This is a genomic window from Saccharopolyspora sp. NPDC050642, from assembly GCF_040654735.1.
GTDB classification, from domain to species: Bacteria; Actinomycetota; Actinomycetes; order Mycobacteriales; family Pseudonocardiaceae; genus Saccharopolyspora; species Saccharopolyspora elongata.
Genome location: NZ_JBFAIN010000007.1, coordinates 240,468 through 255,315, shown reverse-complemented (window position 1 = coordinate 255,315; position 14,848 = coordinate 240,468). Strand labels below are relative to the sequence as shown.

The window sequence follows — 14,848 nt, the reverse complement described above, 5'->3', positions numbered from 1 at the left end:
CGACCCGAAGGGAGACGCCATGGCACGGCCGGCCGAGGAACCACAGCGTGACCGACCGCTGCGCGAAGTGATCCGCGACGCCCTGCGGATGCGCATCTTCGAAGGCCACTACGCCCCGGGCACGCGGCTCATCGAGCGCGACCTCGCCGCCGAGTTCGACGTCTCCCGGCTCCCGGTCCGCGAAGCGCTGCGGATGCTGGTCCAGGAGGGCCTCGTCGCCGAGCGGGCCTCGCGCGGCTCTGTGGTCGCCCGGCTGAGCGACAAGGATGTCGAGGACCTGTTCGACGTCCGGCTTTCGCTCGAGGTGCTGGCCTGCCGGCTCGCTGCCCAGCGGGCCACGCCGGAGGACATCGCGAGGCTCGATGCGCTCCTCGACCGGGCTGCGGACGCCTTGGCCCGCGGCAGCATCAACGAGGCGCATCGGGCCAACAGCGAGTTCCACGACGAGGTCACGCGGATCGCCGACAACGGCTTCCTCCGCGCGGCGCTCGAGCCCCTCCAGGGCCGGATGCACTGGCTCTTCCGTCATGTCACGGACTTGCCCGAGCTCGTGCAAGAGCACCGCGACCTCCTCGCGGCGATCGCGAGCGGCGACCTGGAGCGGGCAGCAGCCCAGTCGGCGCACCACATCGGCAAGTACAGGGAGCAGTACCCGGAAAGCGGCTCGAGCCCACGCGAGCCGGCCCGAACCAAGGAACCACTATGAGACTTCTCGTCGTCAATCCGAACATCAGCGACGACGTCACCGAGCTGATCCGCGCCGAGGCGGAACGTTCGGCGGCCCCCACGACCGAGCTTCTCGTGCGCACCGCCGCCAGCGGGGTCGAGTACATCGAGACCCGTTTCGAGTCGCTGATCGCGGCGGGCGCCGTCGCGGAGCTCATCGCCGAGCACCGCGACGTGGACGGCGTTGTCGTCGCCGCGTTCGGAGATCCGGGCATGCCCGCGCTCAAGGAGCTCGTGGACGTCCCCGTCATCGGCATCACCGAGGCGGCGCTCTGCGCGGCGGCCCTCCAGGGCCACCGCTTCTCGATCATCGCGATCTCGGACCGCATCACGGCGTGGTACCGGGATTGCGTCGAGCGCTTCGGCTTCGGGAATCGCCTCGCGTCGATCCGTTCGATCAAGGAGGCGCTGCGCGGCATCGGCACCGTCCAGGCTGATTTCCGTCCCACCCTCGTCGAGCTTGCGCGGCTCGCGGTCGTAGAGGACGGCGCCGACGTCGTGATCCTCGCGGGCGCGCCGCTCGCGGGGCTCGCCCGCGAGGTCGCGGCCGATATCCCCGTTCCCGTCGTGGACGGCATCGGGGCGGGGATCCGGCTCGCCGAGGCCATCGTCGAGCTCAACCCCGGGCCGCACCGGGCCGGCTCGTTCGCGGCCCCGCCGCCCAAGCCGCGCTCCGGCCTGAGTCCGGCCCTCGACGCCGCGCTCGAGGCCGCCCAGCTCGCGGCACGCCCCGCGGCGCCCGCGTCCGCTTCTACCGAAGGGAGGGCCCGTTGAAGGCCGATCTCGTGATTGCGCACGGTCTTGTCGTCAACTCGTTCAGCACGAGAGCCGCGCACGTCGTCGTCGACAACGGGCGGGTGACCGCCGTCCTCGACGCGTTCGAACCCGTGCCCGCCGCCGAGCGCGTCATCGACGCGGCGGGTCGCGTCGTCATCCCCGGCGGCGTCGACGGACACTGCCACGTGGCCCAGGTGACCGGTCGCTACCGCACGCTCGACGACTTCGCGATCACGTCGACCGCTGCCCTGTGGGGCGGCACGACGACGATCCTCGACTTCGGCATCCCACGTGACGCGAGCGAATCCCCGCTCGAGGCCGCGAAGCACAAGCTCGCCCTCGCCCGCGAGGCCCGCTGCGACGTCGCGCTCCACGGCTCGGTCATCGAATGGGATGAGACCGTTCCGGCCCAGCTCGAGGAGCTTGCGGCGCTCGGCATCCGCTCGGTCAAGATGTACATGACGAACCGCGGCTCGACCATGGCGGACAACGACACCGTCCTCAAGGTCATGCGGGAGATGGTGCGCCTCGACGGCCTGACCTACGTCCACGCCGAGCACGACGCCGTGATCGTCGACTGCACCCAGCGGCACGCCGAGGCCGGACGGACCGGGATCGCGCACCTCCACGAGACCCGCCCCGAGCTCGCCGAGGAGGCCTCCGTGCACGAGGTCCTCGCGATGGCCGAGTACACGGGCGCCCCGGTGTACTTCGTCCACCAGTCCACGCCCGGCGCCGTCGACCTGGTCGCGGAAGCCCGCGCGCGCGGGCTCGACATCCACTCCGAGACATGTCCGCACTACCTCGTGCTCGACGACGGGGTGTACTCCTCGCGCTTCCCCGAGTGGTTCGCGTGCTGCCCGCCGATGCGGTCGCCGGAGACGGTGGCGGCGCTGCGGGAGCGCTTCGCGGACGGCTCGATCCACACGGTCTCGAGCGACCACTCGTGCTACGACCTCTCGCAGAAGCGCGAGCGGTCTGACGACATCCGGCAGATGCCGCACGGGCTCCCCGGTGTCGAGACCCGCATGCCGGTCGCGTTCACGGCTCTCTCTGAGGCAACGGGGGCGTTCGGCTCCCCGTCGGGAACGGACGACGGCGGGGCCGCGGTCCCGGCGGAGGGCTCGCCGCTGTCCGGGCTGCTCGAGCGTTTCGTCGAGCTGTTCTCCTCGGGGCCGGCACGCATCAACGCGCTCCCCGGCAAGGGCGTCATCGCACCGGGCTACGATGCCGATCTCGTCGTCTTCGACCCGGCTGAAGTCCGCGCCGTCGACGGCCCGGCTTTGCACATGGGCACGGACTTCTCGCCCTTCGAGGGCCACGAGCTGCGCGGCTGGCCGCAGATCGTCGTGGCAGGCGGCCGCGTGGTGCTCGACGAACACGGCTTCCACAACCCCGGGCCGGTCGGCCGCTTCATAGCGCGCCTCGGCTACCACGAGGCGGCCGCGCTCGAGTTCCCCGGCGCTCCGCCGGCCGAAGCGCGGGGAGAGTTCGCCACCGCTGTCGGCCCACACGCTTCGCGGGAGGGCGAGTGACCAGGATCGACATGATCTCGAGCCCATGAGCTACCGGATCCTCGCGCTGATCAAGAGGCAGGACGCCGCCTGATCAACGCCGTCCGAAGCGGACCGTTTTGACGGTTGCGGTGGGAGGGAAGCGGGAGGCCGTGGTGAGTGAAACCACGCCGCACCGCGCTGAACGGAAGCGTGCTGCGTCGGTTTGTCCTGCGGTTTCTGGGTTTTCGGGGGTAGCGGCACATTGCCGGCTTGGGCAGGCGTCTCGTTGGTGGATCAGCAGCTGGGGGTCATCACCCGGGAACGTGATTCACAGAATTACGGAGGGTCATTACCCCTGGCGCGCAGGGCATAGCGCTGTGTGATCTTGCTGCTCTCGTGGTACGCAGCGTGCCATGCCTAAGGAGATCGACTGCGGAACATTGCCGCTGACGGCTGCCCAGAGGGGGGTGTGGTTCGCCCAGGAATTCGATCCGGCAAACCCCATTTACCGGGCCGCGGAAGCGGTGGAGATCGACGGCCCGGTGGATGTCGCGCTGCTCGAGGTCGCGTTGCGCGAGGCCGTTGACGAGACGGAAGCGGTGCGGGCCCGATTCGGTGGCGACGGCCGCGGGCGAGTCTGGCAGGCGATCGAACCGTTGCTGGACTGGACGCTGCCGGTGGTGGATCTGCGCGGGGCCGCCGATCCGGCTGCGGCCGCCGAGGAGTGGATGTGGGCCGATCTCGGCAGGCCGGCGGACCTCCGCCGCTCGCCGCTGTTCTCGTTCGCCTTGCTGCGGACCGGGCAGCAGCGGTTCACCATCTACCTCGGACTGCACCACATCATCTTGGACGGCTACGGCTTCTCGCTGTTCATCCAGCGGGTCGCGGAACTCTACACGGCGGCCGAGGAGAAGCACCCTGCTCCGCCGTGCCCGTTCGGCTCACTGGCGCAGATCCTGGCCGATGAGGCCGAATACGAGGCATCCGAGCGCTTCGCCCGCGATCAGCAGTACTGGGCGGAACGACTGGCCGACTGGCCTGCGGCGCGCCGGTCGCTTCGGCCGTCGTCGATCGTGCCGCACACCTTCCTCCGGGAGACCGGTCATGTCACCCCGGCGGACGCCGAGGGCCTGCGGGCGCTGGCGCGGCAGGCGCGCACGAGCCTGCCGTCGGTCGCGATGTCCGCGCTGGCGCTGTACGTGCATCGGTTGGCGGGCGACGACGAGGTCACGCTGGACCTGACCGTGAACGGCCGGTCGGGCAGCGTCGCGCGGGGCGTGCCGTCGATGGTGGCCAACGTGCTGCCGCTGCGCACCCGCATGACTCCGTCGACCACCGTGGCGGAGCTGGTGCGCACCACCGCGAACAGCGCGAAGGGCCTGCTGCGCCACCAGCGCTACTCCTCGACGCACCTGGTGCGCGATCTGGGGATCGGCCATCACCGCGGGGGGTACCTCGGTGACTGGGGCATCAACATCATGACCCACGACGCGCAGCTCCGGTTCGGCCGCCATCCCGCGGTGCTGCGCAACTTGTCGAACGGTCCGGTGACGGGCCTCGGTGTCAACGTCTACGACAGGCCCGCCGATGGATCGCTGCGGATCGACTTCAACTCGGATCCGGCCAAGTACGACGCCGCGACCACGGCCGCGCACCACCGCCGTTTCCTCGCGTTGCTGCACACGCTGGCGACCGCTGATCCCGGGCAGCAGGTGGGCGCGATCGACATGCTGTCCGCGGATGAGCGCGAACTGGTTCTGAACACGTGGAACGACACCCGGCAGGAGACGCCGGCCACGACGTTGCCGGAACTGTTCGAGGCCCGAGTTCGTGCGGCGCCCGATGCCACCGCGCTGGTCTGCGGCTCGACGATGTTGTCCGCTGCCGAACTCAACACCCGCGCCAATCGCCTGGCGCACCTGCTGATCGCACGTGGCGCGGGTCCGGAGACGCGCATCGCGCTGGCGTTGCCGCGCACTGCCGACTACGTGGTCGCGGTGCTGGCGGTGCTCAAGGCCGGCGCGGCGTGCGTGCCGCTCGATCCGAGCCATCCACCCGCCCGCATCCGGACGCTGCTCTCGGACGCCCTGCCGCTCCACGTGCTCACCACCGCGGAGATCAGCGCGACTCTTCCGGTCGAGCATCCACTTCTGCTGCTCGACGACGTCGGGATCGACCGGCAACCCGGCACCGATCCGACCGGCACCCACCGGCCGGATCACGCGGCGTACGTCAGCTTCACCTCCGGCTCGACCGGCAGGCCGAAGGGAGTGGTCGTCGAGCACCGCCACCTGGCCAACCTCTTCCACGACCACCAGCGCGAACTGATCGACCCGGCGGGGCGACGACTGCGTGCGGCGTTGACCGCGTCGTTCTCGTTCGACACCGCTTGGGAGGGTTTGCTGTTCCTGGCCGCAGGCCAGGAAGTCCACCTCGTCGAGGACGCGGTGCGCCTCGACCCGGCCGCACTCGTGCGCTACTTCTCCCAGCATCGGATCGACTTCGCCGACCTCACCCCGTCCTTCCTCCGTCTCCTGCTGGCCGAAGGCCTGTTGTCCGGACCGGAGAAGTTCCCGTGGCTGCTGATGGTCGGCGGCGAAGCGATCGATCCCGCGCTGTGGTCGACGCTGCGCGACTGCCCCGGTGTCGAGGCTTGGAACTACTACGGGCCGACGGAGTCCACAGTGGATGCCGTGTACTGCCGCATCGAGGGCGACCGGCCGGTCATCGGCCGTCCGGGGCACAACGTCCGGGCCTACGTCCTCGACCGCGTGATGCGACCCCAGCCGCCACTCGTGCCCGGCGAGCTGTACCTGGCTGGTGACCAGGTCGCCCGCGAATACCTCAACCAGGAGGAGCTGACCGCGCAGAGCTTCCTGCCCGATCCTTTCGGGCCGCCCGGCGCGCGCATGTACCGCACCGGCGACGTGGCCCGGTGGACGGAGAACGGCATGCTGGAGTACCTCGGCCGCACCGACGAGCAGGTCAAGGTCCGAGGCGTCCGCATCGAGCCGCGCGAGATCGAGGCGGTGCTCACCGCGCATCCACGAGCAGCCGAGGCAGTGGTGACGACGACAACGTCCGCCGAGCCCGAGCTGGTCGCTTACGTGGTACCGGGTTCAGGCCCGCTCGACGCGGCGGAACTCCGGTCGTGGACGGCGAAACGACTGCCCACCTCGATGGTGCCCTCATCGTTCGTCCTGCTCGACGAGCTGCCCCTGACGGTGCACGGCAAGCTCGACCACTCAGCCCTGCCCGCCGCCGACACCCGCCCCGGTCGTGCCGCCCGCACCCCCCGCGAGGAACGGCTGTGCGCCCTGTTCGCCGAGGTGCTCGGCGTCGGGAAGGTCACCATCGACGACGATTTCTTCGAACTGGGCGGGCAATCGCTGCTCGCCGCCGAACTCGTCACCCGCCTCCGCGCCGACCTGGGAACCGAGGTGCCCCTCGGCGTCGTGTACGAGGCTCCGACCGTGGCCGACCTGGTGCGCCTGCTGGATCACGAAACGTCTTCGAACGCGTTCGAGACGCTGCTTCCGTTGCGTGCCAACGGTTCTCGACCGCCGCTGTTCTGCGTGCACCCGGTGGGTGGTCTGAGCTGGTGCTACGCCGGCCTGCCGCGGCACCTGCCCGAGGACGTTCCGGTCTACGGCCTGCAGTCCAGCGGTCTGGCCCGGCCTGACGAGCTGCCCTCGTCGTTCCGCGAGATGATCGACGGCTACGTGCGCCAGATCCGCTCGGTGCAACGGACCGGGCCGTACCATCTGCTGGGCTGGTCGCTCGGCGGCGCATTGGCGCACGCGGTCGCCGCCCGCCTGCAGTCCGACGGCGAGCGCGTGGCGTTGCTCGCCCTGCTCGACGCGCGGCCGGTCGACCCGCAGGAACAGCGAGTCGCGCCCAAGCACGAGGACGTCCTGTCGTTGTTGCTCGAGGCGGCGGGTCCGGACGCCGAGGCGCACCTCGCGTTGGGGGAGGAGCATCTGACGGCGCTCACCACCGTTCTCGTCCACGCCGCCGCGCTGCTGCCGACCTTCACCGAGTCCGTCTTCGACGGGGATCTGCTGTACTTCCGCGCGACCCGGGCCGATCAAGTCACCGACGGTGGCGCGTGGCGGTCGCGGATCACGGGTGAGGTGATCTCCCACGACATCGATTGCACCCACCACACCATCACGCAGTCGGAACCGATGGCCGTCATCGGCAGGCTGATCGCAGACCGCCTGCAGTGGGAGCCAGCGGCAGCTACCACGTCACCGTAGCGGGTCGCGAGGCTAGTGGGGTGGTCGACGAGGCGATCCAGCACGAGATGTACGACGACACCGGACAGGTTTTAGCGGCGTCACGGCACCACTGCATCAGGTCCCGAACGCACAGGAGTCGTGAGTGCCTGTGGTCGCCACAGCAGCCACAGCCACTCACGACCCAGAGGCACAGGCATTCCGCACAGAGGATGAAAAACGCTCAGGGGGACTTGAACCCTGAACGCGCGATGTTCCCGTGTTCGGGGGAATCGCACCGAGCTCAGGTCGAACTTCGCCGCACCTCCCATCGCACGGGGAGTTCGGCTGGGCCGCGGAGCGCGGTGCCGACCTGGCTGGTGATGCGAGCGCGCTCGGTGGCGTTGTCCCGGATTCGCAGGACGGGGAGGCGGCGTAGCAGGATCGCAAGGGCCGTTCTCAGCTCTGCCAGGGCGAGCCAGGTGCCGGCGCAGGTGTGGGGTCCTTGGCCGAATGCCAGCATGTCCGCCGCTCGTCGGGTGATGTCGTAGCGGTGGGGGTTCGGGTAGGCGGCGGGATCGCGCAGAGCTGCGTTGATGGAGAAGATCATCGGGGTGGACGCGGGGATGTCGATTCCCCGCCACGTGGTGCTTTCCGGGCAGATGCGGGGTAGCAGGCCGACCGGAGGTTCCCAGCGCAGGCCTTCCCAGATCGCCCACTGCACGTGCTCGTCCGGGGCTGAGCGGACCAGTTCGAGCTGGTCGGGATGAGTCAGGAGGGCGACCAAGGTGTTGGCGAGCGCGAGCATCGTGGTGTCGGCCCCGGCGGGGAACAAGAGCCGCAGGAATGCCAGCACCTGCTCGTCATCGAGCCGTTCGCCTTCGGCGGTCGCGGTGACCAGCGTGGAGATCAGGTCGTCACCGGGGTTGCGGCGGCGGTGTTCGAGGATCGGCGTGAGGTACTCGGTGAACTCCCGCGAAGCCGCCAATGCGGAGTCGGGATCGAACGGGTAGCAGAACAGGTCGTGAGCCCAGCGCCGGACGATGTCTTCGTCCTCGACCGGGAGCCCGAGCAGTCGGCTGATGACCAGCACCGGGTACCGGGTCGTGAACTCGGCGACCAGGTCCGCCTCGCCGTGGTCTGCGAAGCGGTCGATGAGTTCGTGGGCGAGCGGTTCGAGCACCGGCTCGACGTGCCGGGCGACTTCGCCACGCCGGAACGGCGGTGACGCGATGGCGCGGTTGATCCGGTGCTCACGCCCGGACATGCACTGCAGGGTCTTGCCGAGTACGGGCCCGGTCGTCAGCGGGTAGATCGCCGAGGCGGGGAAGGTGGCCTCATCCCGGAACGCGGCACCGACCAGCTCGTGGGTGAGCAGGAGCACCGCGTGCTTTCCGGCGAACGGCACGATCGCGTACGGCTTCGCCGCGCGCAGCTCGGCGAGGATCTCGTGGAGGGCGGTGGTGTCGTCCACGGCGAAGTCGAAGCCTTCCAAGTCTGCTCCACCGGCGATTGGCGAGGCGGTCATCGGAACCTCTTTCGCATGTGACCCGAATATTCGTATCATAAACTCAAATAATCGTGTTCAAAAGATTAGGGGGCTGCATGGCGGTGGGCAAGGACCGATCGGCTTCTCCGCCGACGGAACGAGCGATCGCGGTGGTGGAACTGGTCGTGGAGCGGGGAGCGCCGATGACGGCCGCCGAGGTCGCCGACGAACTCGGCCTGAGCCGGTCCACTGTCGCGGCCGTACTTTCCGCGCTCGACGAACGTGGCTGGGTGCGCCGGCTGGCGGATCTCAGCTACCGGCCGGGATCGAGGCTCGCAGGACTTGCGGCCACGGCGCGCGACTCGCTGGCAGTGCCTGCCGGTGTCGAGGAGGTGCTCCGCGCGTTGTCCCAGCGCGTGGGGTGTGGAGCGGCGTTGAGCCTGGTGACGAGAACCGAGTTGACGTTCCTGGCTGTCACCGAAGGCAACGGCAGGCTGCCGGCGGGAATCACCACCGGAACCAGTCTGCCGCTACGTGCGCCGGCCGGAGCGGCCGTGGTGGCCTTCGCCGATGAGCAGTGGCAGAGCGCGTGGTTGGCTACCGCAGCTGCCGAACAGCGCCCAGCTCTCGCCCAGGTGCTTGAGCAGATTCGGGCCACTGGAACCGGTTTGTGGGGAATCGGCGCGGCCGATCCAGTCGTGCTCGACGTGCTCGCCGACGTGGTCGAGCAGCTCGCCGGTGACGCTGTTCCGCAGCACCTGCGGGGTCGCGTCCTGTCCCTGCTCGCCAGGATCAGCGGGCGGCCCTACGGATTCGCGGACCTGCGGGCCGACGAACCGCTGCCCTTGAGCTACGCGGTGGCTCCCGTCTTCGACGGTACCGGCCGCGCGACCTGGGAACTTCAAGTCGGACCGCTGCGGGAGGCTGTCGGTCTCGCTGAACGCGAGCATTGCGCCGGAGAACTCCGTCATGCGGCCGAGAAGCTCAACATGAGCCAGAAGAACCAGCCCAGCGGGCACTGACCTACGCGACGGGGTGCCCGAGGTCCGCTTGGGTTCGTCCGAGCCGGCATGCCGGTATGGTCGCGCGGCCGGCTCGTCAGCGGAGCACTCTTCCGTTTGGCCTGAGGACGGGTGGCGATCCCGTGCGGGCCCTGCATTCACTGGCCATGCGCAGCGTCCAGAACGTGCCGCAGACCGCGACGAGCGTCTCCGGTCAGGGCGCGGCGAAAGGGCTCATCGCGGCCCATTGATTTGTTCACGGGTGAAACTCTCGGTGGACTTCAAACCGATTCGAAAGAGCCATTCTTCGAGGCCCGTGTCGGGAAATGCCCGGTTGCCGGCGGAGCCAACGGCAGCCCCGCGCACGCCGCCGGCAAGCGCACCGAAAAGAACGTCACGCCCAGTGGTGCCCGGGTCCCGGCTGCCGTTCGCGATGCCGGCTGCCGACTGTGCGGCGGAGCCGGACGCGCCCTTGGCGATGTCGCGCACGCTTTCGTGAAAGACGATCGACTGCCAGGGCTTGGCGGTGCCGAAGGAGTCCCGCCAGTCGTTGTGCCGCCACGCCTCTCGCAGCTTGTCGTCGAAGGTGCCATGCATGTTGAACTGGATCGCCGCCGCCCTGACTTCGTTCGACGCGGCCAGCATCCGCCGAAGTTCGTTGACGACGTCCTCGGTCTGCTCCACCTCGCGAAGCGCCACGCCCGCCGAGTCACGTGCCGTGTCGAGCGCCTGCACCGCTCGGTCGTGCTGTTCACGCAATGCGGTCACCTGCTGGGTGGCGGCGTGGTGCTCCGTTCTGGCCTCCCGGACGAAAGTCTCCGCATCGTCCTGCCAGCGCTGGTTTCCCGATCGCTGGTAGACGGCGAGGAGGCTTTCCGCACGCCACAGTCGCTGTTCGGCGTGGTCGACGCGGCTCCGCGCCGCTTGCAACGCCGTGTGGGCTTCTGCCGCGCTGTTTTCCGCGTCCTGCAGCGCAGATCGTGCGGCGGCGAGCTTCTCGCGGGCATCGGAGGCACGTTGGTGCGCGGCGTCCGCCTCGCCGATGAGGTGGCGGTGTTCGCGCGGGTTTCCCCGCAAGCCAAGCTCGCGGGCGTTGGCCCGAGCATCGTCGAGCCTCCAGATCGCCTGTTCTCGGTGTGCATGGGGGCGCGGGACAGGGGAGTTCGGTTCCGGCGGCGTTGTGGCCTGCCGCCGACCCGGCGAGTTCCACCGCAGCGATTGCACAGCGGTGTCGATCTGACCGCTGAAAGGCACGAAATCAGGCCGCCCGTCCGGCGCGCGCAAGATCTCGCCCGAGCTGTCGAGCTTCCTCTTCAGTCCACTGGCGCTTGCTCCGCCGAAGACGCCTCCGACGCCGAAGCTGATCGCCGCGTTGGTGAACAGGTGCTCCGGGTTGATGCTTTTGCCCGTGATCCCCGCTGCCGTGCTGCTGGCGGCGATGTCGATGACGAAGTCGCGAAAACCCTCGACCAGCGCGCGACCATAGCCGAAGCTGAAGTTCTCCCCCCGCCAGCTCGCCGCCGCCAGCCGCTGAACGGCGGCCCGTACGGAGGCGAGCCAACGGGTGAGTGTGGCGAGTATCTGGGCGAGCAGGGCGAGCATGCGGTTCGACTGCGCGACCAGCGTCGCGATGTATGCTTCCGCAGTCGCGATCAGCGCCGGAAAGAATGCCGCCGCGGCAATGTAGGCGACCAGTGTCGCGACCTGAATTGCGATTTCTTTGAGAATCTCCGAAATCTGTTTTTGCTGCTGCGCGTGGTGGCCCAGCGCTTGCGCCATTTCTTCGCAGAAGGTGGACAGCGCGTCGATGCGCCCGGTGAGGCCGTCGGTCGCGTTGTGAAAGGCGTCCGCTGCGGGGCCGGTCCAGTCGCCACCCGCCTGCGAATGGGCAAGCCGGGACTGAAGGTCCGCCTCGTGGCTGCGCAGGGCTGCGGCGAGCGTGCTCCAGGCCTGCGCCTGCGTTCCGAGCACGGCGGGGTCGCCGGTCTTCGCCGCCGCATCGTAGGCGGCGTCGTAGGTCATGAACCCGCTCCGCCGACCGCGTTCTGCTCGCCTTCCGAACTCATCGACCGAGGCCCAGTCTGGTGGCGGCCTGCTCGGCATGGTTCTCGGTCGACCGGTAATCCGCGGCCTGCCGATCCAGCGCGTCCGCGTGCCTCAGCAACTCGTCCACCTGCCCGCGCACCCCGTCGAGGACGGCCTGCACGACCGCCCGGGTCTGCGCCGTGGCCTCGTCGGATTCGGGCAGGTTCCCGTATCCGCTTCCCTGGAAGCTGTCTGCGAACTGATCGCCCGAACTGCGCATACCTTCGGCCACGTCGCGGAAAGCCCTCGCTGTCCTCGCAATGTGTCCGGAGTCCGCCGAAACGCGGTCCAATCTGCTGCCTCCTCATGCGCGTCGCGGTCTATCGACTGCGATACCTGAAAAGGCTCCTGGAGAAGATTGTCGTGGCGCAAGCGAAAGGAAGGTTGGGTGATCGTCCTAACATTCCTGCTGGCGGTCGTCGTCAATTGTTCAGCTGCTGTAAAGCAGCAATAAACCCGGCAGTTGCGGAATGTGCCTTGCGGAGATCGGCTGAGTCGGCCTTTCCGGGTACCGGTTCGTCGCCGGAGGGACACGGTCCCCGCGGGCAAGGATCTGCTCCGCGAGTTCGGGACCGATGCCACGCGAGGCGTCAGCAATGAAACAGGTGCTTCCTCCCCGCGTAGGCGTGGTTAGTTCAGCCCGGCGATGAACTCGCTGAGCAGTCGGTTCGCCGAGCCGGACTCGAACAGGCGCGCGAGGTCTGCTCGGGCGATCTGATGCCGGAACTCGCCTTGGTGCGAGGCGTCTCCGGCGTTGTGCACCAGTTCGGTCCACCACGTCGCGAAGGCCTGGTAGTTCCACACGTGACGGATGCACGTCGACGAGTAATCGTCGAGCAGGCTGAAATCGTGATCGTTGGTCTGGTAGTGGACCATGGCGTTGGCGAACACTTCGGCGTCGTGCAGGGCGAGGTTCATCCCTTTCGCGCTCATCGGGGGAACGATGTGGGCGGCATCCCCGAGCAGGTACAGCCGGCCGTAGCTCATCGGGCTGTACACCACGCTGCGCAAGGGCACGAGTTGCGTGCCGGAGATCGGGCCCTTGGCGGCCATGGGTTCACCGAAGCGGGTCTCGAGTTCGTCCCAGATGCGCTCGTCCGTCCACTGTGCCGTGGAGCTGTCGAGCGGGCACTGCAGGTAGAACCGGCTTGCGTGCGGACCGCGACCGAACTGTCCGGCGAATCCACGAGGGTGGAGCGCCATCATGGACTGGTGATTGGCGGGGACCTCGGCCAGGATGGTCAGCCACGCGTATCCGTACTCGTGCGAGTAGCGCGTGAGGGACTCGCTGGGGATGGCGGCCCTGCTGACGCCACGGTCACCGTCGCAGCCGGCGACGAACTCGCAACTGATCAGCTTCGTCGAGCCGGCACTGTCCCGGTAGCGAACGAGTGGGCGTTCGTCACCGGCGATGTTCTCCACCGAGACCTCGGCGTCGAAGCGAAGGTCTCCGCCATCGCTGAGGAAGACGTCGATGAGGTTGCGGATGAGGACTTGCTGGGGGCAGAAACGGCCGCCGCCGTGATCATTCGCGTCGAGCGTGAGGGTGCGTGTCTCCCCGTCGACGCGGAAGTTCAGCACCGGCTCGGTCGGGACGCCGCCGACCACCCGGTCTTCGAGCCCCCACACGCGGAACATGCGTGCCGCCCGGGTGTCGATGACCCCGGCTCGCTGTCGCTGCTCGACGTATTCACGGCTGTGCTTCTCCACGATGACGCAATCAATCCCGCGCCGCAGCAGGAAATTGCCGAGCGCGAGCCCGGCGACTCCCGCTCCCACGATCACCACGGTGGTGTTCTTGTCCACTTCGGACGTCGATCGGTTTGTTGGCATACCCCATGGTCACCCGGCGCAAGGGCTGCCTGGTACCGGCATGTCGACACCATGTTCCGGAAACCCGCCAAACCTGTCGCGGTCACCGGTCCCTGCGACGAAGCTCCATCTGATACCGCCCGGGTGTCTGGCCGACGATGGCGGTGAATGCTTCGATGAAGCTGGTCGGGTTGGCCCACCCCAGCCGGGCAGCCGTATCGATGACCGCGGCCCCCTCGGCCAGCCTGATGAGCGCATGCTGGACGCGCAGCAGGCTCCGCCACTTGTGGAAGCTCATCCCCAGCTCGGTCTGGAACAGGCGGCTCAAAGTCCGCTCGCCGGCCCCGACCACCCGCCCCAGCTCCGCCAACGTCAACGATGCCGCGGGATCGGCATGCAGCAGGTCCGCGACCGCACGAAGGCGATCATCGGTCGGCTCCGGAAGATGCAGCGCCTCCTCGTGGCCATCCGCCAGCTCGTCCACGACCACCCCGCGAAGCCGGTCCCGCGCCTCCGGCCGAAGCGCACGACCACTGGTGAGCACCAGCAACGCCTCCCGCAGCAGCGGGGATACCGCGAACACCATCGGCTGATCCGGCAACGACGCGCACAGCGCCCCGGTAACCTCCACCACCCGGACCTCGGTCTTTCCGTACGCGCGGTGGTAGTGCTCGAAACCCGGCGGCGTCCACGCGACACGATTGGCCGGGGCGACCCATGTGCCCCTCTCTGTCGTGGTGGCGAGAACGCCCGCCGAGGGATACAGCAGCTGCCCCTCGGTATGACGGTGCGGCGCAATGCCATCCCCGTGCACGAGCAGCCCCCGCTTCTCCACGATCTGCGTGACCAGAGAGGGCCTCTGGTGGATATCAGGCACGATATCGAGCCTACCGACCGGCGCGCGCTGCGCGGCCTGATCATCGCGTGGCACGCCGCCCGCGGCGCCGGCCTGCCCGCCATCACCGCCAACTCCACCAGACGTCCACAGTGGATCTGCGTAGGGCTGCTCAGGTGGTGAGGAGTTCGGTCGCCGAGCAGTGCCGGAGGGCCAGGAGTGGCTGACGCTGCCGCCTCCGTCGCGGGCGGGGATCACCGAACACGGCGGGGCCGAGGTGGGGCGGATGCCCGGTTGGGTTCATCGGCCAACGGGCACCTATGACGTGCGGAGCCCATGCTCCTGAAAGGAATCCCTACATGTTCGGTTCGCCGTTGCGGTTCCGGAACCGGCTGAACGTAATCTCGGCC

Annotated in this window: 10 protein-coding genes; 5 read left to right on the top strand and 5 right to left on the bottom strand. The window is 68.6% G+C overall.

Annotated elements, in window-relative coordinates; translation table 11 throughout:
• Positions 1-19: 19 nt before the first annotated feature.
• The 4 genes from AB0H93_RS14525 (at position 20) to AB0H93_RS14510 (ending at position 7,258) form a co-directional block, all read left to right on the top strand.
• The gene (locus AB0H93_RS14525; protein WP_358572340.1) at positions 20-706 is read left to right on the top strand and encodes a GntR family transcriptional regulator; all 687 of its coding nucleotides are present in this window, start codon (positions 20-22) and stop codon (positions 704-706) included.
• Positions 703-1,500 (top strand): aspartate/glutamate racemase family protein, encoded by a 798-nt coding sequence (locus AB0H93_RS14520; protein WP_358572338.1) that lies wholly within the window; start codon positions 703-705, stop codon positions 1,498-1,500. Before AB0H93_RS14525 ends, AB0H93_RS14520 begins: the two co-directional genes overlap by 4 nt.
• Positions 1,497-3,038: an amidohydrolase family protein gene (locus AB0H93_RS14515; RefSeq protein WP_358572336.1), complete on the top strand. Its 1,542-nt coding sequence runs from the start codon at positions 1,497-1,499 to the stop codon at positions 3,036-3,038. Before AB0H93_RS14520 ends, AB0H93_RS14515 begins: the two co-directional genes overlap by 4 nt.
• A gap of 374 nt (positions 3,039-3,412) precedes the next feature.
• The gene (locus AB0H93_RS14510; RefSeq protein ID WP_358572334.1) at positions 3,413-7,258 is read left to right on the top strand and encodes an amino acid adenylation domain-containing protein; all 3,846 of its coding nucleotides are present in this window, start codon (positions 3,413-3,415) and stop codon (positions 7,256-7,258) included.
• 262 nt (positions 7,259-7,520) lie between these two features.
• On the opposite strand, the gene AB0H93_RS14505 is transcribed toward AB0H93_RS14510, so the two are convergent.
• Positions 7,521-8,744, bottom strand: coding sequence for a cytochrome P450 (locus tag AB0H93_RS14505; protein ID WP_358572332.1), 1,224 nt, complete (start codon positions 8,742-8,744; stop codon positions 7,521-7,523).
• Between the two features lie 77 nt (positions 8,745-8,821).
• Between AB0H93_RS14505 and AB0H93_RS14500 the strand changes: the two genes are divergently transcribed.
• On the top strand, positions 8,822-9,727 hold the full coding sequence (locus AB0H93_RS14500; protein WP_358572330.1) for a helix-turn-helix domain-containing protein: 906 nt from the start codon (positions 8,822-8,824) through the stop codon (positions 9,725-9,727).
• A gap of 213 nt (positions 9,728-9,940) precedes the next feature.
• On the opposite strand, the gene AB0H93_RS14495 is transcribed toward AB0H93_RS14500, so the two are convergent.
• The 4 genes from AB0H93_RS14495 to AB0H93_RS14480 all read right to left on the bottom strand — a co-directional run bounded on the left by AB0H93_RS14495 (position 9,941) and on the right by AB0H93_RS14480 (position 14,480).
• Positions 9,941-11,728 carry a hypothetical protein gene (locus AB0H93_RS14495; protein ID WP_358572328.1) on the bottom strand — a complete coding sequence of 596 codons (1,788 nt, stop codon included), beginning with the start codon at positions 11,726-11,728 and terminating at the stop codon, positions 9,941-9,943.
• 40 nt (positions 11,729-11,768) lie between these two features.
• On the bottom strand, positions 11,769-12,083 hold the full coding sequence (locus AB0H93_RS14490) for a hypothetical protein (RefSeq protein WP_358572326.1): 315 nt from the start codon (positions 12,081-12,083) through the stop codon (positions 11,769-11,771).
• A 338-nt stretch (positions 12,084-12,421) separates the two neighbouring features.
• A complete protein-coding gene (locus AB0H93_RS14485) occupies positions 12,422-13,624 on the bottom strand; it encodes a 4-hydroxybenzoate 3-monooxygenase (RefSeq protein ID WP_358572324.1) in 1,203 nt (400 codons plus the stop codon).
• A gap of 82 nt (positions 13,625-13,706) precedes the next feature.
• A complete protein-coding gene (locus AB0H93_RS14480; RefSeq protein WP_358572322.1) occupies positions 13,707-14,480 on the bottom strand; it encodes a helix-turn-helix transcriptional regulator in 774 nt (257 codons plus the stop codon).
• Positions 14,481-14,848: the final 368 nt, after the last annotated feature.